Annotated in this window: 21 protein-coding genes; 12 read left to right on the top strand and 9 right to left on the bottom strand. The window is 71.2% G+C overall.

The features are described from left to right. Nucleotides 1–9: 9 nt before the first annotated feature. A complete protein-coding gene (locus GUI43_RS05610; RefSeq protein WP_112585405.1) occupies nt 10–630 on the bottom strand; it encodes a TetR family transcriptional regulator C-terminal domain-containing protein in 621 nt (206 codons plus the stop codon). A 68-nt stretch (nt 631–698) separates the two neighbouring features. On the opposite strand from GUI43_RS05610, the gene GUI43_RS05605 reads away from it, so the two are divergent. After that, nucleotides 699–1,415, top strand: coding sequence for an SDR family NAD(P)-dependent oxidoreductase (locus GUI43_RS05605; protein WP_112698214.1), 717 nt, complete (start codon nt 699–701; stop codon nt 1,413–1,415). A 225-nt stretch (nt 1,416–1,640) separates the two neighbouring features. On the opposite strand, the gene GUI43_RS05600 is transcribed toward GUI43_RS05605, so the two are convergent. Continuing rightward, nucleotides 1,641–2,474: an alpha/beta fold hydrolase gene (locus tag GUI43_RS05600; RefSeq protein WP_170158682.1), complete on the bottom strand. Its 834-nt coding sequence runs from the start codon at nt 2,472–2,474 to the stop codon at nt 1,641–1,643. Next, nucleotides 2,471–3,055, bottom strand: a complete 585-nt coding sequence (locus GUI43_RS05595; RefSeq protein ID WP_112585411.1) for a TetR/AcrR family transcriptional regulator — start codon at nt 3,053–3,055, stop codon at nt 2,471–2,473. The genes GUI43_RS05600 and GUI43_RS05595 overlap by 4 nt, the downstream gene beginning before the upstream one ends. A 134-nt stretch (nt 3,056–3,189) precedes the next feature. Here GUI43_RS05595 and GUI43_RS05590 point away from each other — a divergent pair, with 134 nt between their 5' ends. The 8 genes from GUI43_RS05590 (at nt 3,190) to GUI43_RS05555 (ending at nt 13,395) form a co-directional block, all read left to right on the top strand. Beyond that, complete coding sequence (locus GUI43_RS05590) at nt 3,190–4,368, top strand: alcohol dehydrogenase catalytic domain-containing protein (RefSeq protein WP_112698212.1); 1,179 nt, start codon at nt 3,190–3,192, stop codon at nt 4,366–4,368. Between the two features lie 536 nt (nt 4,369–4,904). Then, complete coding sequence (mmsA, locus tag GUI43_RS05585) at nt 4,905–6,452, top strand: multiple monosaccharide ABC transporter ATP-binding protein (protein WP_112585415.1); 1,548 nt, start codon at nt 4,905–4,907, stop codon at nt 6,450–6,452. Beyond that, nucleotides 6,449–7,738 carry a multiple monosaccharide ABC transporter permease gene (gene mmsB / locus GUI43_RS05580; protein ID WP_112698211.1) on the top strand — a complete coding sequence of 430 codons (1,290 nt, stop codon included), beginning with the start codon at nt 6,449–6,451 and terminating at the stop codon, nt 7,736–7,738. Before mmsA ends, mmsB begins: the two co-directional genes overlap by 4 nt. 52 nt (nt 7,739–7,790) lie before the next feature. Then, nucleotides 7,791–8,894, top strand: a complete 1,104-nt coding sequence (locus GUI43_RS05575) for a substrate-binding domain-containing protein (protein WP_091401241.1) — start codon at nt 7,791–7,793, stop codon at nt 8,892–8,894. Nucleotides 8,895–9,006: 112 nt separating this feature from the next. Beyond that, nucleotides 9,007–10,269, top strand: coding sequence for an ROK family transcriptional regulator (locus GUI43_RS05570; RefSeq protein WP_112585419.1), 1,263 nt, complete (start codon nt 9,007–9,009; stop codon nt 10,267–10,269). Between the two features lie 174 nt (nt 10,270–10,443). Beyond that, nucleotides 10,444–11,409 carry an ATP-binding cassette domain-containing protein gene (locus GUI43_RS05565; RefSeq protein ID WP_112698210.1) on the top strand — a complete coding sequence of 322 codons (966 nt, stop codon included), beginning with the start codon at nt 10,444–10,446 and terminating at the stop codon, nt 11,407–11,409. Then, nucleotides 11,406–12,236, top strand: a complete 831-nt coding sequence (locus GUI43_RS05560) for an ABC transporter permease (RefSeq protein ID WP_112698209.1) — start codon at nt 11,406–11,408, stop codon at nt 12,234–12,236. The genes GUI43_RS05565 and GUI43_RS05560 overlap by 4 nt, the downstream gene beginning before the upstream one ends. A 70-nt stretch (nt 12,237–12,306) precedes the next feature. After that, complete coding sequence (locus tag GUI43_RS05555; protein ID WP_112698305.1) at nt 12,307–13,395, top strand: DNA glycosylase AlkZ-like family protein; 1,089 nt, start codon at nt 12,307–12,309, stop codon at nt 13,393–13,395. A gap of 48 nt (nt 13,396–13,443) precedes the next feature. On the opposite strand, the gene GUI43_RS05550 is transcribed toward GUI43_RS05555, so the two are convergent. Genes GUI43_RS05550 through GUI43_RS05540 form a run of 3 tightly spaced genes read right to left on the bottom strand, consistent with a single transcriptional unit; the run spans nt 13,444 to nt 15,748 of the window. After that, complete coding sequence (locus GUI43_RS05550; RefSeq protein WP_112698304.1) at nt 13,444–14,433, bottom strand: ABC transporter permease; 990 nt, start codon at nt 14,431–14,433, stop codon at nt 13,444–13,446. Beyond that, nucleotides 14,430–15,320 (bottom strand): ABC transporter ATP-binding protein, encoded by an 891-nt coding sequence (locus tag GUI43_RS05545; RefSeq protein ID WP_112585429.1) that lies wholly within the window; start codon nt 15,318–15,320, stop codon nt 14,430–14,432. The genes GUI43_RS05550 and GUI43_RS05545 overlap by 4 nt, the downstream gene beginning before the upstream one ends. A gap of 20 nt (nt 15,321–15,340) precedes the next feature. Then, entirely contained in the window at nt 15,341–15,748 is a 408-nt protein-coding gene (locus GUI43_RS05540) for a GntR family transcriptional regulator (RefSeq protein ID WP_112698208.1), read from the bottom strand. Nucleotides 15,749–16,012: 264 nt separating this feature from the next. Here GUI43_RS05540 and GUI43_RS05535 point away from each other — a divergent pair, with 264 nt between their 5' ends. Continuing rightward, nucleotides 16,013–17,281 (top strand): Nramp family divalent metal transporter, encoded by a 1,269-nt coding sequence (locus GUI43_RS05535; protein ID WP_112698207.1) that lies wholly within the window; start codon nt 16,013–16,015, stop codon nt 17,279–17,281. Between the two features lie 468 nt (nt 17,282–17,749). Here GUI43_RS05535 and GUI43_RS05530 read toward each other — a convergent pair whose 3' ends face one another. From GUI43_RS05530 to GUI43_RS05520, 3 genes are all read right to left on the bottom strand, one after another. After that, nucleotides 17,750–18,022 (bottom strand): hypothetical protein, encoded by a 273-nt coding sequence (locus GUI43_RS05530; protein ID WP_112698206.1) that lies wholly within the window; start codon nt 18,020–18,022, stop codon nt 17,750–17,752. A gap of 174 nt (nt 18,023–18,196) precedes the next feature. Next, nucleotides 18,197–20,515 carry a M64 family metallopeptidase gene (locus tag GUI43_RS05525; RefSeq protein WP_211326647.1) on the bottom strand — a complete coding sequence of 773 codons (2,319 nt, stop codon included), beginning with the start codon at nt 20,513–20,515 and terminating at the stop codon, nt 18,197–18,199. A gap of 300 nt (nt 20,516–20,815) precedes the next feature. Continuing rightward, complete coding sequence (locus GUI43_RS05520; protein ID WP_112726656.1) at nt 20,816–21,781, bottom strand: hypothetical protein; 966 nt, start codon at nt 21,779–21,781, stop codon at nt 20,816–20,818. Nucleotides 21,782–21,926: 145 nt separating this feature from the next. Here GUI43_RS05520 and GUI43_RS05515 point away from each other — a divergent pair, with 145 nt between their 5' ends. Together GUI43_RS05515 and GUI43_RS05510 are read left to right on the top strand one after the other, a co-directional pair. Continuing rightward, nucleotides 21,927–23,039 (top strand): SdiA-regulated/phytase-like domain-containing protein, encoded by a 1,113-nt coding sequence (locus GUI43_RS05515; RefSeq protein ID WP_249037659.1) that lies wholly within the window; start codon nt 21,927–21,929, stop codon nt 23,037–23,039. A 29-nt stretch (nt 23,040–23,068) separates the two neighbouring features. Continuing rightward, a complete protein-coding gene (locus GUI43_RS05510; protein WP_112698204.1) occupies nt 23,069–24,118 on the top strand; it encodes an NAD(P)H-dependent flavin oxidoreductase in 1,050 nt (349 codons plus the stop codon). The last annotated feature ends 28 nt before the right edge of the window (nt 24,119–24,146 follow it).

The following is a 24,146-nucleotide window of genomic DNA, read 5'->3' as shown; positions in this document are numbered from 1 at the left end:
GTCGTCCGTTCAGCCGGTGGTGGTCCGCGCCTGCGCCGGCACCTGGAGGAGATCAAGGCAGTTGCGCCACAGCGTCTCCAGCTGGGTCGGATCGTTGAGCAACTTCGCGAGCAGGACCCGCCCCTCGATCTGGGCGACGATCGATCGGGCGGCCTCCCGGCTGTCGACCGCCGGGCCCGCCAGGCCGCGCTCCTTCGCCTCGACGACGACCTGCTCGATGAGGCTGATCTGCTCCTCGAAGATCTCCTGGAGCCGACCGCGGATCTCCTCGGCCTGGTTGCTGAGTTCGAGGGCGAGGTTGCCGAACAGGCAGCCCGCGACCACGCCGGCCTTCTGCTGGCCGACGCGCTGGACCTCCTCGGTGGCCTCGAACAGGTCCCGGAGCCGCTGTAGCGGGTCGCGCTCGCTGCCGAGCAACTGCTCCCACTGGCGGCGCTGGGTGACCCAGTGCTCGTCGATGACGGCGCGGGCGAGCGCCTGCTTCGACTCGAAGAAGTAGTAGAAGCTGCCCTTCGGTACACCCGCCGCCGCACAGATCTCGGCCACGCCGAGCGCCGTGTAGCCGCGCTGCTCGATCAGCGTGGCGGCCGCGTCGAGGATCTTGTTCTTCGCGTCACTGGTCCGGCCCATTCCTCGACGATACACGACCGGTCGGCTAGCTTTTAGTAGACCAGTCGTCTAGTGAAGGTGGTTCCCTCATGAACAGCAGTCAGAGCCAGAAAGCCGTCGTGATCACCGGCGCCTCCCAGGGCATCGGCGCCGACCTCGTGGCCGCCTACCGCAAGCTCGGGTACGGCGTCGTGGCGACCTCGCGCTCGATCGGCGCGTCCGACGACCCGGAGATCGTCACGGTCCAGGGCGACATCGCCGAGGCCGACACCGCCGAGCGGGTGGTGCGTGCCGCACTGGACCGCTTCGGGCGGATCGACACCCTGGTGAACAATGCCGGCGTCTTCGTCGCCAAGCCGTTCACCGACTACACCGACGAGGAGTTCGACCTGGTCACCGGGGTCAACCTCGCCGGGTTCTTCCACCTCACCCGACGTGTCCTGCCGCACCTGCTGGCCGGGGGCTCGGGGCACATCGTCAGCATCACGACCAGCTTCGTCGACCAGCCCAGTTCGCACGTTCCGTCGGTGCTCGCGTCCCTGACCAAGGGCGGACTCAGCTCCGCCACCAAGTCCCTGGCCATCGAGTACGCGGCTCGCGGCGTACGGGTCAACGCCGTCGCTCCCGGCATCATCAAGACCCCGATGCACCCGGTCGAGACGCACCAGACGCTCGCGGGCCTGCACCCGGTCGGCCGGATGGGTGAGACCAGCGACGTCGTCGACGCCGTCCTCTACCTCGAGTCCGCCCCGTTCGTCACCGGCGAGATCCTGCACGTCGACGGCGGCCAGAACGCCGGTCACTGATCCCGCGACACCGAGCAGGCCGCAGACTCACACCGATGTGGCGCGCAGGGTTCGCACCGCCGGTGCGGATCCTGTCCGGCGGCGGCCGGTGAGACAGCCCGCACGGGGGTACGCCTCGTGCGTCGGTGAATCACCGGTCGCCGCCAACGAGCCCGACCGGGTGCGTCCGATGGGCTGACGTGGTCAGGTGCCTCGGCTGGGCCGTCGGTGCCTCGGCCGGCTCGGCTAGGCCGCCGGTTGTGCGGCGAAGAACTGCCGCAGCGCGTCGGCGGCCACCGTTGGTGCCGTCATGGTCACGAAGTGCGACTGACCCGGCCAGACGACGTAGCGGACCGCTGGAATCGTCCTCGCCAGCGCGTTCATCGTGCTGGGCATCGGCTCCCAGGTGTCCGCGCCAGCCAGCAGGAGAGTCGGCACGGCGATCGAGGACCACCGGGTGATGTCGGTGCTGTCCTGCGCGAGCGCCTCCAGATCGTGCAGCCAGCCGACCGCCGAGCGGCGCGCCTCGACCGGGTCGGGCACCCGATCGCCCACGCCGGCGGCCATCGCGGCGACGATCTCGGCCGGAACCCGCGTCACGTCGTTCAGGGCTGCCGCCATCGCGGCGGCGTCGTCGCGCTCGAAGGCGGCACGGTACCGGTCGAGCAGCGGCACGACCTGCGCCCCGGCCGCGTAGAGCGGCGGCTCGAAGATGGCCAGGGAGCGTACGTCGCGCGGATCAGCCAAGGTGGTGTGCAGCGCCGCTGTCGCTCCGTAGGACGCGCCGACGAGATGGACCGGTCGGCCCGAGGATCGCCGGGCCGCCTCGATGACGGCGCGCAGATCGGCGGTCTCGTCCCGGAAGGACTTGGTGCCGGCCGGGACGTCACTGGGACCGTATCCGCGTCGGGCCGGCAGCCATACCTCGTGGTCCTGGGTCAGGTGCTCCGCGACAGTGGCCCAGGAGTGCAGCCCGCCACCCGAGCCGTGCACCAGGACGACGGGGTCTCCGACGCCCAGTCGTCGTACCACCAGGTGGGTTCCGTCGGCCGACTCGACCGACTGATCGTGGCTGCTCACTGCTGCTCCTGTTTCTGGGTCGGCCAGTTGCTCAACGTGGTGTGCACCGCGTCGAGGATCGATTGCCACGACGCGTCGACAGCACGGGGATGCCCGAAACCGTCGACCGTTTCGAGGCTCACGAAGCCGTGGAAGGTGCTGCGGACGAATCGGATGGCGTCGGTCAGGGCCGGCTCGTCGAGCCCGTACCCGCGCAACATCGCGTAGCTCAGCTCGATCATGCGTAGGTGCCCGGCCGACCGGGTGCCGACCTCGGGCGGCAGTTGAAGCTGGGTCGCCGCGTACTGCCCCGGATGGGTGACGGCGAACGCGCGCCAGGCGTCGGCGAACCCGACCAGGGCCTGGCGACCGGCGCGCCCCGCCACCGCGATCGCGAGTGCGTCGGCGAACGTGGCCGCCGCCCGGACCGCGACGTGCTCGATCAACGCGTCCCGGCTGCGGACGTGCACGTACAGGGCCGCGTCCGAGACCCCGAAGTGCCGGGCGACGGCTGCGACGGTCAACCGGGACAGGCCGACCGAATCCGCCAGCTCGGCCGCGGCGGCCGAGACGCGCGCGCTGGTCAGACCCTGCCGTGGCATACCGAACCTTTGCTTCGCTAGGAAATAACTTAGGGGCCCTAAGATAGCATCGTCGTCGGCTGCCGGGTCGGGCAGGCATGAACTGCCCAGTCGGGGGAAGACCGGCCGTTCCACAGCCGAACAGGAGCGCCGGGATGAGAGCCGTCGTCTACACCGACGTCCGGACGGTCGCGGTGCGGGAGGTGCCCGACGCGACGCTGGAGGCGGAGACCGACGCGCTCGTGCGGATCACCTCCACCGCCCTGTGCGGCACCGACCTGCACATGTACGACGGGCGCACCAGCGCCGAGCCCGGCCTGGTGCTCGGGCACGAACCGTTGGGTGTGGTGCAGGAGGTGGGCGCCGCGGTGCAGACCATCCGGGCGGGGGCCCGGGTGGTGATCCCCACGCACCTGTTCTGCGGGACGTGTGTGATGTGTGCCCGCGGGCTCTCGGCGGCCTGCCTGCGGGCCCGGGCCGAGGGGCCGGGCGCGGCGTACGGGTACGCCGGGATGGGTCCGTACCGGGGAGCGCAGGCCGACCTGCTGCGGGTGCCGTGGGCCGACGCCAACTGCGTACCCCTGCCCGGCGAGCCGGGGGACGCGTACGAGGACGACTTCGTGCTGCTGGCCGACGCGTTCGTCACCGGGTGGCACGCCGCCACCACCCTCGCCGAGGTCGGGCCCGGTGACACCGTGGCGGTGTTCGGCGCCGGCACCATCGGCCTGCTGGGCGCCTATGCGGCGCTGCTCCGAGGCGCTCGGGTCGTGTACTCCGTTGACGGGGTCGACGCCCGACTCGACAAGGCCGGCGAGATCGGCGCCGTGCCGATCGACTTCCGCCGGGGCGATCCGGTCGAGCAGATCCGGGCCGACCGGGCCCGGGGAGGGTTGCCGCTCGGCGAGGAGAAACTGGGCGGGGTCGACAAGGTCATCGACGCGGTCGGGTTCCAGGCCCGCGACCGGGAGCACCCCGACCGGGAGCGTCCGAACCAGGTCATTGCCGACGCGGCCCGGCTGGTCAACGCCGCCGGCGCGATCGCGGTCGCCGGGGTGTACCCGGACCGGGATCCCCACCCCGGTCCGGGCGCGGACGGCCACGAGAACCTGGTCGCACCGTGGGGAGCGTTGTTCAGCAAGGGCGTGGCGGTCCGGTTCGGTCGCACCCACGACCGCCGCTACACCGTCCTGCTGCGGGACCTGGTCGTCGCGGGCCGGGCGCGGCCCAGCGTGATCGTCACCCACCACGGCACCCTGGCCGACGCCCCCGAGCTGTATCGCCACTTCGACCGGCGGGAGCACGGGGTGATCAAGGCGGTGCTGCACCCGAGCTGACCGGCCGACGCCTCCGGCCTGCGGGTCGCGGTGTGGTGTCACGAACTGCGCATAAGGGACGTCAGGGCTCTGGCCCGTCGTCCAGTGCAGGATGGTGACCATCGATGCGTGCGGTCGGTAGAGGCGTGGGTCACATCAAGCCGCCAGAGGCCTGCGCTGCGCCTCGCATGCGGCGCTGAGCTGGTGCCCGATTCCCATCATTCGATGGCGTGACGTGTGCGCTGCGTTACCGGATGCACCGTCCCTGAGGCATCTTTCCTGGTGGGAAAGCTGCGGGAACGGCCGGGGTCGATTGGCGCGTTGTCGCAGGTAGGCGTGGGTGCTGCGGTCAGGCCTGGGGTACCGGGAGGGGCTGTCGTTGCCGCTGTGGCGGGCGAACACTGTGCGACATCTATATTACCGGATTGTTACTTTTTCAACAGTCCCTCGCCTTGCGGATGGCCCTCCGGCCGCAATACGTTGCCGTCAACAACAAAACCAAGTGAAGGTTCAACCTTCCGGAGGCAACCGATGACGTTGGCGAGGTGGTACGAGCGATGAGCGACGTGCCCATCCTCCTTGAGATGCGCTCCATCACCAAGGAGTTTCCCGGAGTCAAGGCCCTCTCCGACGTCAACCTGGTGGTTCGCGCCGGCGAGATCCATGCCATTTGCGGCGAGAACGGCGCGGGCAAGTCCACCCTGATGAAGGTGCTCAGCGGGGTGTACCCCCACGGCACCTACGACGGCAAGATCATCTACCAGGGGTCGGAGAGCAAGTTCTCCGACATCCGGGCCAGTGAGAACGCCGGAATCGTGATCATCCACCAGGAGCTCGCGCTCATTCCAGGGATGTCGATCGCCGAGAACATCTTCCTCGGCAACGAACCGCGCAAGCGGGGCGCGATCGACTGGAAGGCCGCGAACCGGATGGCGCTGGACCTGATGGCACGGGTCGGTCTGGAAGAGGACCCGGACACCCTGATCAAGGACATCGGGGTCGGCAAGCAGCAGCTCGTGGAGATCGCCAAGGCGTTCGCCAAGGACGTGAAGCTGCTGATCCTCGACGAGCCCACCGCGGCGCTGAACGAGGCCGACTCCAAGCACCTGCTGGACCTGCTGCGCGGGTTCCGCTCCCGCGGCATCACCTCGATCATGATCTCGCACAAGCTGAACGAGATCGAGGCGATCGCCGACCAGATCACCATCCTGCGCGACGGCCGGACCGTGGAGACCCTCGACGTCAAGGCGGACGGGGTCGACGAGGACCGGATCGTGCGGGGCATGGTCGGCCGCGAGCTGAGCAGCCGGTTCCCGGACCACACGCCGAAGATCGGTGAGGTCTTCTTCGAGGTCCGCGACTGGAACGTCCGGCACCCGATCTCCGCCGAGCGGCAGGTCTGCAAGAACGAGAGCTTCGTGGTGCGCCGCGGCGAGATCGTCGGCTTCGCCGGTCTCATGGGCGCGGGCCGCACGGAACTCGCGATGAGTGTCTTCGGCCGCTCCTACGGGGTGTACGAGTCGGGCACGATCATCAAGGACGGCAAGGAGATCGTCCTGAAGTCGGTGGCGGATGCCATCGACAACGGGCTCGCGTACGTCAGCGAGGACCGCAAGGCGATCGGCCTCAACCTGCTCGACGACATCAAGACGTCGACGGTGGCCGCCAAGCTGTCCAAGATCTCGCACCACGGCGTCCTGAACGAGGTCGAGGAGTACCAGGCGGCTGAGGCGTACCGCAAGGAGCTGCGGACCAAGGCCCCGACGGTCGACGAGAGCGTCTCCAAGCTCTCCGGCGGCAATCAGCAGAAGGTCGTCCTGGCCAAGTGGATGTTCACCGACCCGGACCTGCTGATCCTCGACGAGCCGACCCGCGGCATCGACGTGGGTGCCAAGTACGAGATCTACGGCATCATCCAGCGGCTCGCCGACCAGGGGAAGGGCGTCATCGTCATCTCCTCGGAGCTGCCTGAGCTGATCGGGCTCTGCGACCGCATCTACACCGTGTTCGAAGGCGCCATCACGGGCGAGATCGCCCGGGCGGACGCCACCCCGGAAACCCTCATGAAGCAGATGACCTCGACGAAGAAGATGGCCACACGATGAGCCGATTGAAGGACCTTCAGAAGAACCTGTTCGGAGGCACCACCTCCAACGCTCGCCAGTTCGGAATGATCTTCACTCTGGTGGCGATCGTCGTCCTGTTCCAGATCCTGACCGACGGCCTCACCCTGCGGTCGGACAACCTGATCGCGCTGTTCCAGCAGAACTCGTACATTCTGATTCTGGCCATCGGCATGCTCATGGTGATCGTGGCCGGGCACATCGACCTCTCGGTCGGCTCGGTCGCCGCCTTCGCCGGCATCCTGGTCGCCAAGTCGATGACCGAGTGGGACCTGCCCTGGCCCGCTGCCATCGTGTTCGGCCTCGCCATCGGCGCGGTGATCGGCGCCTGGCAGGGCTTCTGGGTGGCCTACATCGGGGTGCCGGCGTTCATCGTCACCCTGGCGGGCATGCTGCTCTTCCGGGGCGGCAACCAGTTCATCGGTAACGCGAGCACCGTCCCGGTGCCGGAGGGCTTCCGGGAGATCGGCTCCGGCTTCCTGCCCGAGTTCGGTCCGAACACCGGCTACAACAACGCCACGCTGCTGCTCGGCCTGGCCGCGGCGTTGGCTGTGGTGTGGCGCGAGATCCAGGCCCGCAAGACCCGACGGGCGATGGACGCCGACCCGGCGCCCATGTGGATCTCCATCCTGCGGATGGCCATCATGGTCGGCGTGATCGCCTTCGCGGCGCTGCGCTTCGCCAGCGGTCGCGTCGGCACCAGCTTCCCGATCTCCGGCATCATCCTGCTGGTCCTGGTCATCGCGTACTCCTTCTACACCCGCAACACGGCCGGTGGCCGGCACATCTACGCGGTGGGCGGCAACTCCCGGGCGGCCGAGCTGTCCGGTGTGAAGCTCAAGCGGGTCAACTTCTTCGTCATGATGAACATGTCCGTCCTGGCCGCGCTGGCCGGCATGATCTTCGTGGCCCGTTCCGCGGCCTCCGGACCGCAGGACGGCAACGGCTGGGAGCTGGACGCCATCGCCGCGGTCTTCATCGGTGGCGCGGCCGTCGCCGGCGGTATCGGCACCATCAGCGGATCCATCGTCGGTGGTCTCGTCATGGCCGTGCTCAACAACGGCCTCCAGCTCATGGGTGTCGGCACCGACCGCGTCCAGATCATCAAGGGTCTGGTCCTGTTGCTGGCCGTCGCGATCGACGTCTACAACAAGAGCCAGGGGCGCTTCTCCATCATCGGGAGCCTGATGCGGCCCTTCCGCCGCGAGGACTCCGCCTCACCGCCGGACGCGGAGCGCGAGCCCGCCAAGGCAGCGGTGTCCGGCTGACGGCCACCGACCTCTCTACCCGCCTCACCATCTAGAAAGGCAAGTCCTCACCATGCGTAAATTCTTCGGCACGTCGGTGGTGGCCATCAGCGCCGCCGCCATGCTGGCCCTCGCCGGCTGCGGTTCCGGCCGCGACGGCGACAGCGGCTCCGGCGGCGAGGCCGCCAAGGGCTTCCCGGCGAACTCGCTGATCGGCGTGGCCCTGCCGGCCAAGACCTCGGAGAACTGGGTCCTCGCCGGTGACCTGTTCAGCAACGGCCTCAAGGAGGCCGGCTTCCAGGGTGACGTGCAGTACGCCGGCGCGTCGACCACTGTCGCCGACCAGCAGGCTCAGATCACCGCGATGGTCACCAAGGGCGCCAAGGTCATCGTCATCGGCGCGACCGACGCCGCGCAGCTGTCGACCCAGGTCGCGGCGGCCCACACGGCCGGCGTGAAGGTCATCGCCTACGACCGGCTCATCACGAACACCCCGGACCTCGACTACTACGTCGCCTTCGACAACTTCAAGGTCGGCCAGCTCCAGGGCCAGGCCCTGCTGGACGGCATGAAGGCCAAGAAGCCGAACGGCCCGTACAACATCGAGCTGTTCTCCGGCTCGCCGGACGACAACAACGCCGGTGTCTTCTTCAACGGCGCGATGGACGTGCTCAAGCCGGAGATCGACAAGGGCAACGTGGTTGTCGCCTCGGGTCAGAAGGACGTCAAGCAGACCGCCATCCAGGGCTGGAAGGCCGAGGGTGCGCAGGCCCGCATGGACCAGCTGCTGACCTCGACCTACGGCAACAAGGAGCTGGACGGCGTCCTCTCCCCGAACGACACGCTGGCCCGCGCCATCCTGACCTCGGTCAAGGGTGCTGGCAAGCCGACCCCGGTCGTCACCGGTCAGGACTCCGAGGTTGAGTCGGTCAAGTCGATCGTCAAGGGCGAGCAGTACATGACGATCAACAAGGACACCCGCAACCTGGTGAAGGAGACCATCAACATGGTCAAGGCTCTCCAGGCCGGCGACAAGCCGCAGGTGAACGACACCAAGTCCTACAACAACGGCAGCAAGGTCGTCGACACGTACCTGCTCCCGCCGGTCGCCGTCACCAAGGCGAACGCGGCTGAGGCGTACGCCAACGACCCGAAGCTCGCGCCGCTCACCAAGTAATCACCGCACGGTAGGTAGTAACGCCGATGGGTCCCGGGTCTCCTCTACCGGGACCCATCGTCGTCCCTGCACCCCCGCACCAACCGGCCTCGACCCGGAAGGAGGTCTGACCGTGGCGATACCAGTACGGGCCAGGCCAGCCGGCGTCGGCCGCAACGCCGAGTCCCCGCTGCCGTCGGTTCCCGGCGCCAGCCAGGAGGAGATCCGGCGGCAGAACCTCGGCGCTGTGCTGCGCTACGTCCACCTGCACGGACCGACGTCCCGCGCCGAGCTGACCAGCCGGCTCGGCCTCAACCGAAGCACCATCGGCGCCCTCGCGGCCGACCTGGTCGCCAGCGGCCTGGTCACCGAGGAGGCTCCGACCACCGCCCGCCGCGCCGGCCGCCCCTCGCTGGTCGTCAGCCCTCGCTCCGACCGGGTCTACGCCCACGCGTTGAGCATCGACGCGGACCGGCTGCGTGCCGCCCGGGTCGGCCTCGGCGGGCAGATCCTCGATCTACGGGAGATCCCCCGACCCAGTGGCATGTCGGCGATCGAAGCCGTCGGGCCCCTCGCCGACCTGGTCCGCGACATGGAACGGTCGGTGGCCGGCGACGCGCTGCTGGTCGGCGGCGCCGCCGCGGTAACCGACACCACCCGCGACCCGGACGGCAGGCTCCGGATCGCCAGCATCGACGAGACGCTCGGCGCCGCGCTGGAGGCGGAGTTCAGCTCCGGCCCCGGTTTCGTGGCCGGTGACCTGGCCGACATCGCCGGCCTGGCCGAGCATGTCCGGGGCGTCGCGGTCGGCATCGACGACGTCATCTACCTGCACGGCGACCTGGGGATCAGCGCCGGCATCATCGTCGGTGGCCGACTGGTGATCGGCCACCGGGGTCACAGCGGCAAGGTCGGTCACATGGTCGTCAACCCCAACGGCCTGCCCTGCGGCTGCGGGTCACGCGGTTGCTGGGAAACCGAGATCTCCGAAGCCGCGCTGTTGCGGCACGCCGGCCGTGACCCGAGCGACCGCGCGGCGGTGGCCGAGGTGCTGCGCGCGGCGGCGGACGGCGACCCGACCGCCCGCGCGGCGGTCGAGCAGGTGGCGGACTGGCTCGGCTTCGGCGTGGCGAACCTGGTCAACGTGGTCAACCCGGACGCCGTGGTGTTCGGTGGCTCGCTGCGCGACATCTTCACCGCCGGCGCGGACGTGGTCCGGGACCGGCTCGACACCATGCCACTGCCCGCCTCCCGCGAGCACCTGCGGTTGCGCGCGGCGGCGCTCGGCCGCGACGCCGTCCTGATCGGCGCCGCCGAGTTGGCGTTCGACAAGCTCCTGGCCGACCCGTTGAACGTCGGCGTCGCGGGCCAGGTCGGGACCGCCGAGCCCGCGTAGCCGCGGCTCCCCGCCGGTGCCGCCCGGCTTCCGGAAGTGATCTGACGTCGGCGTGACGGTTGCCGCTGGCGCCACCCTGCCCCCACTCGGTCCGGCTTTTCATGAAGCTTCTCGTACGCCTTATCGTACGCTGTACGGTAGTGCGGGCAGACAGTTTCAGGAGGGAGCGCTCTGATGACAAGAGCCGACGCGATAGTGGCGCAAGGGCTGCGCAAGCGGTATCGGGACCGGTACGCGCTGGACGGGTTCGACCTGCGGGTGCCTCGGGGAACCGTGTGCGGCCTGCTCGGCCCGAACGGGGCCGGCAAGACCACCTCGGTACGGATCCTCTCCACCCTGCTCCGACTCGACGAGGGTCGTGCCGAGGTGGCCGGCTTCGACGTGACCCGCCAACCCGACCAGGTGCGCTACCGCATCGGGCTGGTGGGGCAGCATCCCGCGCTCGACGAGGCGCTGAGCGGCCGGCAGAATCTGGTGCTCTTCGGCCGGTTGTTCCACCTGGGTCGCCGCCGGGCCCACCAACGGGCGGTCGAGCTGCTGGAACGCTTCGGTCTCGCCGACGCCGCCGAGCAGCCGGTCAGCACGTACTCCGGCGGCATGCGCCGACGGCTCGACCTGGCGGCCGGCATGATCCTGGCCCCTGCGGTCCTCTTCCTCGACGAGCCCACCACCGGGCTGGATCCGCGCGGTCGCAACGAGGTGTGGGAGTCGGTCCGCGAGTTGGTACGCACCGGCGCCACAGTGCTGCTCACCACCCAGCAACTGGACGAGGCCGACCAACTCGCCGACCGGATCTCGGTGGTCGAGGCCGGCCGGGTGATCGCCGAGGGAACTCCGGACGACCTCAAGACCCGGCTCGGCGGCGATCGGATCGAGGTGGTCGTCGCGGAGCCGACCGACCTTGCCGCCGCGGTCACCCAGATCCGCCGGGCGGCCGACGACGAACCGACGGTCGACGTGGACCGGCGGATGGTGAGCGTCCGGGTCGGTCACCAGGCCGGTGCGCTCGTCGACGTGTTGCGGGCGCTCGACGCCGTGAACGTCCCGGTGGCGGACGTCGCGCTGCGCCGCCCAACCCTGGACGACGTGTTCCTGCACCTCACCGGGCACCGGGCGGCGACCGCCGAGGTGGCGGCATGAGCGCGGTGAGCATGCCGGCCCCGCCGGTGGATCTGACGCCCGGCCGGCCCGCCCTCCTGGCCGACAGCGGCACGCTGATCTGGCGCGGCCTGGCCCGGTGGCGACGCGATCCTGGCGCGCTGATCGCCTCGCTCGGCTTCAACACCCTGATCGTGCTGATGTTCGCCTACCTGTTCGGTGGCGCCTTGCAGGTGCCCGGCGGTGGCAGCTACCGAGAGTTCCTGATGCCCGGCATGTTCGTGATGACCATGGTCTTCGGCATCAGCCTCACCACTGTCGCCGTTGCCGAGGACCTGGAGCGCGGGGTGACCGACCGGCTCCGATCGATGCCCGTCTCACCGCTGGCGCCGCTGGCAGCCCGGGCGGTGGCCGACATGCTGTTCGCGGCGGTCACCCTCGGGGTCCTGCTGCTGACCGGTCTCGCAATCGGGTGGCGGGCACACGGTGGGGGCGGTGCCACGATGGCGGCGGTGGGACTGATCCTGCTACTGCGCTTCGCCCTGATCTGGGTCGGCATCTTCCTCGGGTTGGTCGCCCGTGGGCAGACCGCCGTGGTGGCCGTGCAGACCCTGGAGTTTCCGCTCGGCTTCCTCTCCAACGCGTTCGTCGCACCGTCCACCATGCCTGCCTGGCTCGGGGCGGTGGCCGCGTGGAACCCGCTGTCGGCGACCGTCGGCGCCACCCGTGAGCTGTTCGGCAACCCTGGTTGGGGCGGCGACTCCTGGGCGGCGCAGCACTACCCGTTGCTGGCCGTGCTCTGGCCGCTCGTCCTGGTCGCGGTCTTCCTGCCCCTCTCGGTCGCCCGGTACCGACGGCTGGCCGGCTGAGCCCGCGCGGACGCGGGGTTCGACTCTCTGGGCCCGATCGGTGTCGGTGGTCGTCGTTAGGCTCACCGACGTGGGTGTGCACCGACTCGATCGGGCCCAGGCGCGGCGGATCGCCATCCGGGCCCAGCTGCTGGCCGCTCCGCGTCCGACCGACCTGCTGACAGTGGTCCGCCAGTTGACCCTGGTGCAGATCGACCCGACCGCCGCCGTCGCGCCCAGCGCCGACCTCGTCTGCTGGAGCCGGCTCGGCTCGTCGTACCAGCCCGCGCACATGCGCGAGGCCCTCGAACGGGACCGGACGCTGTTCGAGCACCAGGCGATGGTGCGACCGATGGACGACCTGGGCCTCTTCCTCGCGGCGATGGCGGCGTCGCCCGGTCATGAGCGCCACCGCGAGTGGCTGCGCGTCAACGACTCGTTCCGGCGAGACGTCCTCGACCTGCTCGGCCGTTCCGGTCCGCTGCTTTCCCGCGACATCCCGGACACGAGCGCCGTGCCCTGGCCGTCGTCGGGCTGGACCAACAACCGCAACGTCACCCAGATGCTGGAGTTCCTGGTCCTGCGCGGCGAGGTCGCGATCGCCGGCCGCCAGGGCCGACAGCGGCTCTGGGACGTGGCCGAGCGGGTCTACCCGGCCGATGTGCCCGTCATCGAGCTGGAGCAGGCGCGCCGACTTCGCAACGAGCGACGGCTGCGGGCGCTGGGCATCGCTCGGGAGAAGGCGGTGGTCGTGCCCGGCGAGCCGGCCGAGGTCGGTGACGCCGGCGAGCCAGCGATCATCGAGGGCGTCGCGGGGGAGTGGCGGGTGGACCCGGCCGCGCTCGGTCAGCCCTTCACCGGGCGTACGGCGCTGTTGTCGCCGTTCGACCGGCTGGTGCACGATCGGGTCCGCCTCGCCGACCTCTTCCAGTACGAGTACGTGCTGGAGATGTACAAGCCCAAGGCGAGTCGGCGGTGGGGCTACTTCGCGCTGCCGATCCTGCACGGCGATCAGCTGGTCGGAAAGGTGGACGCCACGGCCGAGCGCCGGCGCGGCACGCTCACCGTGCACGCCGTCCACGAAGACGTGCCCTTCACTCCCGAGGTGACCCGGGCCGTGCACGAGGAGCTGCACGACCTGGCGTCCTGGCTGTCGTTGACCGTCGAGGGCCTGCGCTGACGGGTGATCGCCGGGGCCCCCGCTCCCCGACGAGCACCCGTCGCCCAGCTAGGCGATCCGGCGGATCCGGCGCACCGCCAGGTAGAGCAGGAGCACGGCGAGGGCGACGAAGATGCCCGTCTCGATGCCCTGGAACAGCCAGAACCGGTCCGCCGGCTGGTAGAGCTGCCAGTTGTACGCGCCCGGTTCGAGGCCCAACTCGGCGCCGCAGACCCGACCGTCCGGCCCCTTCCCGCCTGGCGGGCACTGGATCCGGGTGTCCTCCGCGACCATGGTCCCGTCCGGGTTTCGGACACCCTGGGTGAGAATCCAGTCCCCCCGGCTGATCTCCGGTGACCCTTCCCCCGCGATCGGGAAGGTCTGGGTGCGGGCCGGCTGGTAGTGCGGTCGGGCCAGGATCTCCACCGCCGCCCGTACGCCGATGAACCCAGCGAGGGTGATGCCCATGGCGGGCAGCATCCGCTTCCAGACGGTGCCGGCGAAGACGCCCAGCGCCACGGCGAAGAGGGTGTAGCCGATCGGCGCGATGCCCTGCAGATCGAAGACGATCATGCCGAGCCGGCCCTCGTACGCGGCCTGGGTGAGCGGGTCGACCCACCAGGACATGCCCAGCCCGTAGGCCGCTGCGAGGATCACGACGGCCGCGCCCACCAGCCCGAACTTCACGAGGGCCCAGCGGGTCCGGCCGACGCCCTGGGTCCAGACGAACCGGTGCGTGCCGTGCTCCACCTCGCGGGCGACCAGTGGTGCACCCCAGAACAGGCCGACCAGCGCCGGCAGGGTGATCAGCAGTACGGCCACCAGGTTGAGGCTGCCGTACTGGCTGCCGAAGCGCTGGAAGCCCGCTTCGCAGGTCTCGCGGGTCGTTTGCGCCACGTCGGCACGGGCAAGCTGGCTCACGCAGTCCGTCAGCCCGAGGTCGCTGAAGGTGTTCCGCATCGACAGGCCGATCGGGACCAGCAGAGCGGCCAGTGCCACGAACCCCAGCACCGTGTAGAACGCCTGCTTGCGATGTTGCCGCCAGGTCAACCAGATCATGCTGCTACCCCCCACTCGCTGTGACTGGTCTGCGTGGTGCCGTCCGCCAGGTAGGCCAGCACGACGTCCTCCAGGCTGACCTCGCGGACCGTCCAGGCCGGATCGGTGACCGGCCCGTCGGTGCGGACGAGCAACGTGGACTGCCGGTCGGTGTGGCTGGCCCGGATCACTGCGGCGACGCCCCCGATAGCGCCGCCGTCGTGCCGCGGCCCGACGAGCTGCCGGTGCCCGGCGACCAGGTCGTCGACCGCGCCGGTGAGCTGCACCTGGGAGGCGTTCAGCACGATCAGGTAGTCACAGACGCGTTCCAGGTCGGCCAGCAGGTGCGAGGAGAGCAGAACGGTGGTGCCCGACTCCGCGACGCTGCCCATCAACGACTGGAGGAACTCCCGTCGAGCCAGGGGGTCGAGGCTGGCGACCGGTTCGTCGAGCAGCAGCAACCGCGGCTGCTTGGCCAGTGCCAGAGCAAGCGCGACCTGGGCCCGTTGACCGCCGGAGAGCTTGCCGACCGCCTTGTCCGGTGGAATGCCGAGCTGCGCCAGCCGCTGGCGGGCCAACGTCGCGTCCCACCGCTTGTTCAGCTTGCCGCCGGCGATGACCAACTCGGACGCCGTGAAATCCCGGTACAGCGGGGTGTCCTGGGCGACGAACCCGATGTCGGCCAAGCCCTCCGTGTCGCCGTACGGGGACCGACCGAACACCCGGACCGCGCCGGCGTCGGGCTTGAGCAGCCCGACGGCCAGGTGCAACAGCGTGCTCTTGCCCGCGCCGTTCGGCCCGACCAGCGCGGCGATCCGGCCGGCCGGCAGATGCAGCGAGCAGTCCCGCAACGCCCAGGTGCTGCCGTACCGCTTGCCGAGCCGGTCTGCTTCCAAGACCATGTCCATCCCTTGTCCTCTCGTTCCGTTCACGCGGGCTCCTTCTGGGGGGCGTCGTCGGCGAGGGTGGCGCGCAGCGTCGTCTCCACCAGGGCGATGACGTCCTCAGCCGTGAGACCGGCCGCTTGCGCCCGGTGCAGCCAGGCGACCAGGTCGCCGCGCAGCTCGGCCTGGTTGGGCAGGGACGCGCCGGCCAGGGTGCGCTGGACGAACGTGCCCACCCCGGGTCGGCCACCGACCAGACCCTCGATCTCCAACTCCCGGTACGCCTTCAGCACCGTGTTCGGGTTGATCGCCAGGGATTGCGCGACGTCCCGGACCTTCGGCAACTGGTCGCCCGGTGTCAGCAGGCCAACCCGCAGCGCCTGTTTCACCTGCTGCACGAGCTGCATGTAGGTGTTCACCTTCGACCGGCTGTCCAGTACGAACTCGATCACTCCCGATGATCCTTCCTGTTGTCCTACGACAGTAGGACTAATAGACAGCTTCATCGGTGACCCATCGGCTGTCAAGCTCGGCGCGGCACGTTCTGTCCGAGCGCGGCGCGTCTCGTCCGGCGCGCCGCTTGCTGGCCGGCGGGCGCATCGGGACGGGCCCGGCGGTGGTGACCCTGGTGGCACCGGCAGGCCACCGGTTGGCACCCAGGGGTCAGCCCGCGGGGAAGGGACCGGCAGCGATCCGCGTGGACGGGGAGGTGTTCGGTGGTCACCAACGAACTGACGACGTCGAGGGCGACTCCACTACAGGCCGCTCGCGCCCGGGGTCGCGTACGTGGGCGGTTGATCCTGCTCGGCCCGGCGTTCGTCGCCGCCGTCGCGTACGTCGACCCCGGCAACTTCGCCACCAACTCCGCCGCCGGCGCCCGCTACGGCTATCTGCTGGTCTGGGTCGTGGTGGTGGCCAACCTGATGGCGATGCTGGTGCAGACGCTCACCGCGAAGCTGGGTCTGGCCACCGGGCGCAGCCTGCCCGAGCTGTGCCGGGAACGCCTACCCCGGCCGGTGAACCGGGTGATGTGGGTGCAGGCCGAGTTGGTCGCCATGGCCACCGACCTGGCCGAGGTGATCGGTGGCGCGGTCGCCCTGTACCTGCTCTTCGGCATCCCCCTGCTGCCCGGCGGCATCATCATCGGCACGGCCGCGTTCGCCGTGCTCGCCCTGCGCTCGCGCGGGTACCGCGCCTTCGAGGTTGTCATCGCCGTCCTGCTCGGGGTGATCGTGCTGGCCTTCGCCGCCAACCTGCTCGCCTCCGGCTCCGATCCCGGCGCTGCCATGGCCGGCATGGTGCCGCGTCTACAGGGCACGGACAGCGTGCTGTTGGCCGCCGGCATCCTCGGCGCGACCGTCATGCCGCACGTCATCTACGTGCACTCCGCGCTCACCCGCGACCGCATTCCCGCCGCCGACGACACCGAGCGTCGGATCCTGTTCCGTGGCCAGCGCACCGACGTGCTGCTGGCCCTGAGCGCGGCCGGCGCGGTCAACCTCGCCATGCTGCTGATCGCCGCGGCCAGCTTCCGGGGCGGCGGCCCGGGCGGCGCGGACAGCCTGGAGGGGGTGCACGCCGGGCTCGGCCAGACCATCGGGACCGCCGCCGCGTTCGGGTTCGCCGTCGCCCTGCTGGTCTCCGGGCTCGCCTCCACGAGCGTCGGCACCTACGCCGGCGAGGTGATCATGCAGGGCTTCCTGCGTCGGCGGGTACCGCTGCTGCTGCGTCGGCTGGTCACCCTGCTGCCCGCGCTGGCCGTGCTCGCCATCGGCCTCGACCCGACCCGGGCGCTCGTGCTGTCCCAGGTCATCCTCAGCTTCGGCATCCCGTTCGCGCTGATCCCGGTGGTCGCCTTCACCCGCCGACGCGACCTGATGGGCAACCTGGTCAACCATCCGCTCACCACCGCCGCCGCGTCTCTGGTGGCCGTGCTGGTGGTCGCGCTGAACGCGTTCCTCCTCTGGCAGGTCGTCGCCGGCTGAGCCGGCTGGTCGGCGTCGCCGGCTGAGCCGGCTGGTCGGCGTCGCCGGCTGAACCGGCTGGTCGGCGTCGCCGGCTGAGCCGGGCAGGCTGCCTGGGTCCGGACACTCTCACGAGCGTTATACCTGTGAGTCATAAAAATGACTCACAGGTATAACCCGTTGAGGACCACGTCGAGCCGGACCCGTGTGATAGCCGGATCCGTGTAGTGGCCGGACCCGTGTGGGTAACCGGGCCCGGGTGGGTCAACGGGCCAAGTGTGGGCGGTCGGGCCTTGGTGTGGGCGGTCGGGCCTTGTGTGGGCGGTCGGGCCTTGTCTGGGCGGTCGGGCCGTGTGGGTGACCGGACGCGCGTGGGTGCGCCGGGCCCTGGGCGGCCGGGCCCTTTCTGAGGGCAGCCCAGCCTTGACGGCCGGAGCCGGCTTGGCGGCCGGAGCCGGCTTCGGCCAGGCCAGCTTGGGGCGGGTGTGGTCAGGTGCGACGCCCCTCGTCTCGGGTCGGGATCTCCTGACGCTGTTCGAGGGCGTCCGCCGGGTTGGCGTCGGCCGGCAGCGACGTCACCTCCTCGAGCGTGCCCGCCGGGAAGGCGCCCTGCTCGGCCAGGTCGGCCTCGGCGGCCTCCGGGTCCACGTCACCCGAGACCCGGTCCGGGGGCCCGACGTCGAACGCGTCCTGCCGTTGTTCCAGGGCATCCGCCTCCGGTGGCGGGAACGTGCCACCCTGTTCGTCCCGGTACGTGCTCATCGGAGCCTCCCACCCGGCGGGTGTCGACATGCCGCCGGGCCGCTGCCTACCCGCCGGCGCCGCACTCACGCCGCCACGCTGGCCAAGATCTGGGCAGTTCCCGGGATGGTGCTGCCTCCGCGGCGGCGGAAGCAGCACATTCCCGGTAGTTGCGCGGATCTTGAGGGCTGATCGTCATGCCGCCGGCGGCATGAGGCGGCGGCAGTGGCCCCCGGTCGGCTTCCGCACCGTGGTGGGTTCCCCCAGGTCGACCGGCGTCGGGTCGCCCGAGCAGGCCAACGCGCCCACCTCGCCGCCGGCGAGGATGGGCGCCGATGCGGTACCGGCCAGTGCCAACGGCCCGGCGACCCGGGCCGCCACCATCGTGACGTGGTCGGTGGTGCCGGTCAGCGACACGGCGCCGCGTACCTCGGTGTTCAGCACCTCGACGACCGCGGCGCGGGATGCCGTCAGGTTCCCGGCGATCGATGAGCCCTGGGCGACCAGGGCGGCGCCGGGCGCGACGGTGACCGGGCCGGTCACGGTGGCCGCGCGCAGGCAGGTGACGCCGGCGGTGACGGTCAGCGGGCCGGCGTGTCGGCCGGTGACCACTGTGGTGCAGGCCGGTGGCGGCGGGATCAGCGTGGCCATGAACGCGCGGGCCGGTCCGATGTTGCCGACGGCGTCGATGCCCCGGTACTCGATGCGGTGCCGGCCGTACCCGGGAGACCGCTCAGCGAACGGGGACACGGACAGGCCGCCCGAGCCGAGGTTGCCGTAGACCAGGCCGTCCACGTCGGTGCCGGTGGCGCTGAACAGGAACGGCGACCGGGCATCGGTGGGCCAGCCGTAGTAGTTGTGCCACCCGTCGCCGTCGAGCCGGAACTCCGAGGTGACCTGGCCGGTGCCGTCGTCGGTGCCGGTCAACCCCATGGTGAACGGGCCGTTGTACACGTACTCGGTGGGTCGGCCGGGCCGGGTGACGGTGAGCAGCGGCTCGGAGAGGGCGTACGCCACGTCGGGCCGCGTCGCGTCGACCGTCCAGGTGCGGGTCACCGCCCTCCCGGCGCCCGGCTCGTCTACCCGGGCGGTCAGCCGGTGGGTACCCCGCGACAGGCGCAGCGCGCCCAGGTCCACGTCCCGGTCGGTGCCGGTGTCGGCCACCGGCCTGCCGTCGAGCGTCCAGCGCACGCGTGGCGCCCGATCGGTGGGCTGGCTGGTCCGCACGTACACCACGTCGTGCGCGCCGACCGGCCGGTCGGTCGCGGTGGACGCGGTGATCGCCAGCGGCGACTCCACCACCGGGGTACGCACCGCCGTGTCCACGGTCCAGGCGCGGGTCTGGGTCAGCGCCGGTGAGCTGCGGACCGCCGGGTCGCGGACGAACTCCGTCGGGTCGGTCACCGTGACGGTCACCGTGTGCCGGCCGGGAGAGAGCCGTAGTTTCCGCAGGTCCAGATGGCGGGCATTGCCGGTACGCGGCACCGCCCTGCCGTCCACCGACCACGTCACGGTCAGCGCGTGGCTCACCGGGTGCAGGGTGTCCACCCAGAGCAGCCGGTCCGCGCCGACCGCCTGATCGGTGGCCGTGCCGCCCTGCACGATGCCGACCCGGGCGGCGATCCGTTCGGTCATCCGCTCCCGGCCGACCTGGTCGAAGTAGAAGCCCAGCGACTTCATCATCGAGTGCCGGCTCGGTCGCCACACCCCACGCTGGAGGTACAGGCCGCCCTCATAGCGGCCGATCGTTCCGCCCGCCTCGCTCGGCTCACCCAGCCAGCGCCACCACTTGGTGCGGGTGTCGCGCATCTGCCGCTCGGTCAGCACGGTGTGGTGCACCGAGTCCGGCTCCGGCCCGCTGTAGGTGTCGCCCGGCACCCCACGGCCGTAGTAGTCGTACTCGTCCTGCAAGCCACCGAGCGAGTGCCCCAGCTCGTGCGGGCTGATCAGCGCGGAAAGCGCGTTGCCGCCGGAGGCGGTGGCGTTGCTGCCGCCGGCCCCACCGTAGGTGCCGCTGTTGGCCAGCGCGACCAGTTGCCGGTTGCCGGGGTTGGTGCCGACGGCCAGGTCGGCGTACGCGTTCGCGGCGGTGCCGTCGACAGTGAGCAGACGTTGCACGCTCGCCGGGTTGCAACCACCCCAGAAGCCCATGCCCAGCGCGGTGTCGCGTCGCGGCGCGGACAGGCCGGGGTCGCAGTCCACCCCGGACTCCGCCGAGATGATCTCCACGGCGTAGACGTTGAAGTAGCTGCGGTAGGACTTGAACGGCTCGATCGTCCACAGGGTGTTGAGGTGCCGGTCCACGTGCGCTCGGAAGGTGGGTAGGTCGGCCTCGGTGTAACCGTCGCCCAGCAGCACCAGGTTGAACCGCGTCGCCGGGTCACCGGTGACCTGGACCGGCACCACGCTGGTGCCGGCCACCGGGACGGCGGCCGGCGTGGCGGCGGCCGGTGTGCCGACCGTCAGCCCCGCCGCGACGAACGCCGCGACACACAACCCCACTTTGATCCGCACCCTGCGCCCCTTCCATGGCCGGTCGGCCTGGCGGTGCCGGGCGGCGGGCCCGGCGGGGGCGCCGTCGTCCGGGCCTGCCGTGACCGTGGACATCTCGGACCGTACCGGTCTGCGCACCGACAGGTAACCCTCGGCGGTCCTCGGTGGACGTCGAAGCCGGTCAGATGGAGGAGGTGCAGCTCTGGACGTGCAACGGCACCGCCGCGCAGCGCTGGTCCGTCCGCTGACAGATGCCCAGGGCCGGTCGCCGTGCACCCGACGGGGCCGGCCCTGGGCGGGCCACGACCGTTCCGCCGGGGGTCAGTCGGCCGTCGCCTCGGGCATGGTGTTCCGGCGGGTTCCGGCGGCCAGCCCCAGCGCCAGCAGCACGCACACCGCGCCGACCAGGAAGAGCAGCGAGGCGGCCGGCTGGCCCAGCCACTCCCAGTACGGGTGCCAGGCCGGGTGTGGCTCGCCGAGGTGGTGGTGCAGCAGCTGCGGTGCGGCCAGCAACACCGGCAGCCACCACAGCACCGTGGCCACACCGATCAGGCCGTTCACAGTGCCGCGGCTACGGCGTCCCTCGGTGCGTCGGCTGACCCAGCCGAAGACCAGCCAACCGGCCACCGCGCCCAGCACCGTGCCGAGCACTCCGGCGGGGACCACCAGGGGCGGTGGCGCGCGGTGCAGCTCGACCGAGAGGTAGCTGGCGTCGACGGCTGTCTGCGAGGAGATCGAGGCGTTCAGGATGGTGTCGCCACGTCGGGCAGTCAGCGCGGTGTCGGTGACCGCCTGCGGGGTGGCGCACATCTTGTCCGCACAGCTGACGCGATCGGACACCTGTTGGTCGTACACCCGCCAGCCGCCACCGGTCAGGCGCTCCCGGGCCGCCGTGACGATCTGTGCGACGGGCGCCGGCGGCGCGCCGAGGGCGAAGGCGCCGGTGGCGCCCTCCTGATATTCGCCACCGTCACCGAACACCAGGGTCTTGGCGGTCCCCAGGCGCAGCGCGTGCCCGTAGACGACGAAGAGCGCCGGCGGGGTGTCGATCTCGCCGAGGTCGTGACCGGGAAAGACCTCGGTGAGGATGGCGGCGGCCTCGGCCCGGTCGGGTTGCGGTCGGGACGTCTCCCAGGCGGCGCGGCTGGCCAGCGCGCCGGTGAAGAGGCCGCAGACGAGCGCGGCGAGCGGCACCCACGCGGCGGCGGCGCCACGGGCCGGGCGGCCGAGGCGGCGCAGCAGCCGCCGTCCGAACCGGGTGGCCGGCGCGGTGTCGCTCACGGACATGGCCACCCTCCGACTTGAAAATCAGGCGGAGCGACACTACATCGGCCAGGGGTTCCGGCGCGTCCCCCCGATGACCGTCGACGGTGGCCGCGATCCGCCAGGATGGGCGGGTGGCCGGTCACGGCCGCGACGAGGAGGATGGGCGATGCGGGTACGTGGACGGTTGACCTGGGGGCGGCGCGCTCGTGCGGGCGCGGTCCTGACCGCGCTGCTCGCGGGTGTGCTGCCGCCGGCCGTGGCGCTGGCGCCGGGCGCTGCCACGGCGGGCGCGGCGGCGGGGACGCCGGTCTGCCAGGTGCGCGACGACCGGCTGCGCGAGATCTCCGGGATGGTCGCCACCGACGACGGGTACGTGGTGATCAACGATGGGGCCGACGATGAGGCCCGCCGCCGGATCTTCTTCCTCGACCAGCGCTGCGCGGTGGCGCGCACCGTCTCCTTCCCGTCCCGGCCCCGCGACACCGAGGACCTGGCCATCGGCCGGGACGGCACCGTCTGGGTCGCCGACATCGGTGACAACGACCGCTCCCGGCCGACGGTCGGCGTGTGGCGGCTGGCGCCGGGGGCGAAGCAGCCGGTGCTGCACCGGATGAGCTACCCGGACCGTCCGCACGACGCGGAGGCGCTGCTGCTCGACGCGTCCGGTCGGCCGCTGATCGTCACCAAGGGCGGCAGTGGCACGGTCTTCCTGTACGCGCCGGCCACCGCGCTGCGATCGGACGCGACGACGCCGCTGACCGCACTCGGCCAGGTGGCAGTGCCGGCGACCACGACCAGCAACCCGTTCTCGTTTCTGGGGCGCGGCGTGATCACCGGCGCGGCGAGCGCGCCGGACGGACGGCGGGTGGTGCTGCGCAGCTACGCCGACGCCTTCGAGTACGACGTGCCCGACGGCGACGTGGTCCGCGCGTTGACCACCGGCACCCCGCGGATCACCCCGCTGCCGGACGAGCCCCAGGGCGAGTCGATCACCTACAGCCGGGACGGCCGGTCGTTACTCACCGTATCCGAGTCCGCCGGTCAACCAGCCGGCACCCGCTCGACGATCCTGCGTTACCCGGCCACCGCCAGCACGGCCACCGCTGCGCCCTCCACGGAGTCCGTCGACCCGGTGTCGCCCACGGCGGTCCGTCCGGCCGCCGGAGAGGTCGGCGGAGAGGATGGGCAAACCTGGCCGCTGGCCCTCGGCGCGGGAACACTGCTGGTCCTGCTCGGGTTGGGCGGCGCGCTCTGGTGGAGGCACACCTCGCGCCGGTGAGCGGGGCGGGCCTGCGGCAGGATGGGGGGATGTCCGTCCTGTCCACGTTGCGCCAGCCGATCATCGCCGCCCCGATGGCTGGTGGCCCGTCCACGCCCGCGCTGGTGGCCGCCGTGTCCGCCGCGGGTGGGCTGGGCTTCCTCGCCGCCGGGATGATCGACACCGGTCGGCTGGTCGCCGACGTCGCCGAGGTCCGCGCGCGTACCGATCGGCCGTTCGGTGTGAACCTCTTCCTGCCCGACCCCGGCGGCGTCGACGACGCCGCCATCCGGGCGTACGCCGAACGGCTCGCCCCGCAGGCCGCGCAGCGAGGCGTGAGCCTGGGCGAGCCGGTGGGCGGCGACGACGCGTACCCGGAGAAACTGGCCGCGCTGCTCGCGGACCCGGTCCCGGTCGTGTCCTTCGTGTTCGGGCTGCCCGACCGGGCGGCGGTGACCGCCCTGCGCGAGCGGGGCACCGAGGTGTGGGCCACCGTCACCCGCCCGGACGCCGCGACCGCCGCCGCCGACCTGGGTGTGGACGCGGTGGTGGTGCAGGGCACCGAGGCCGGTGGGCATCGCGGCGGCCTGCCGGACGACGACGACTACGGGTTGCTGCCGCTGCTCCGGCTGACCGCCTCCCGCTGTGGCCGGCCGTTGGTTGCCGCGGGTGGCCTCGTCGACGGCCCCTCGGTGGCCGCCGTGCTCGCTGCCGGCGCTGCCGCCGCGCAACTCGGCACTGCCTTCCTGCGCTGCCCGGAGGCGGGCAGTTCGCCGATGCACCGGGCGGCGGTGGCCAGTGCCGCGCCGACCGCGTTGACCCGGGCGTACACCGGTAAGCGGGCCCGTGGCGTGGCCAACGACTTCCTGCGCCAGCACGACGCGGTGGCACCGAGCGGTTACCCGCAGGTGCTGCACCTGACGCGTCCGCTGCTCGCCGATGCCCGGCGCGACGCGGACGCATCGGTGGCCAACCTGTGGGCCGGGCAGGCGCACCCGTTGGCCCGGGACGTGCCGGCGGCGCAGGTGGTCGCCGAGGTGAGCGCCGAGGCCCGGGCCGCGCTGGCCACAGTGGTCGAGCGCTCCAGCCGCTGGGGCTGACCAGGACGCCGGCAACCAGCTCGGGCGG

Source organism: Micromonospora noduli (assembly GCF_003264365.1).
GTDB classification, from domain to species: Bacteria; Actinomycetota; Actinomycetes; order Mycobacteriales; family Micromonosporaceae; genus Micromonospora; species Micromonospora noduli.
The sequence above is the reverse complement of the archived record's forward strand: the minus strand, read 5'-3'. Positions and strand labels throughout refer to the sequence as shown.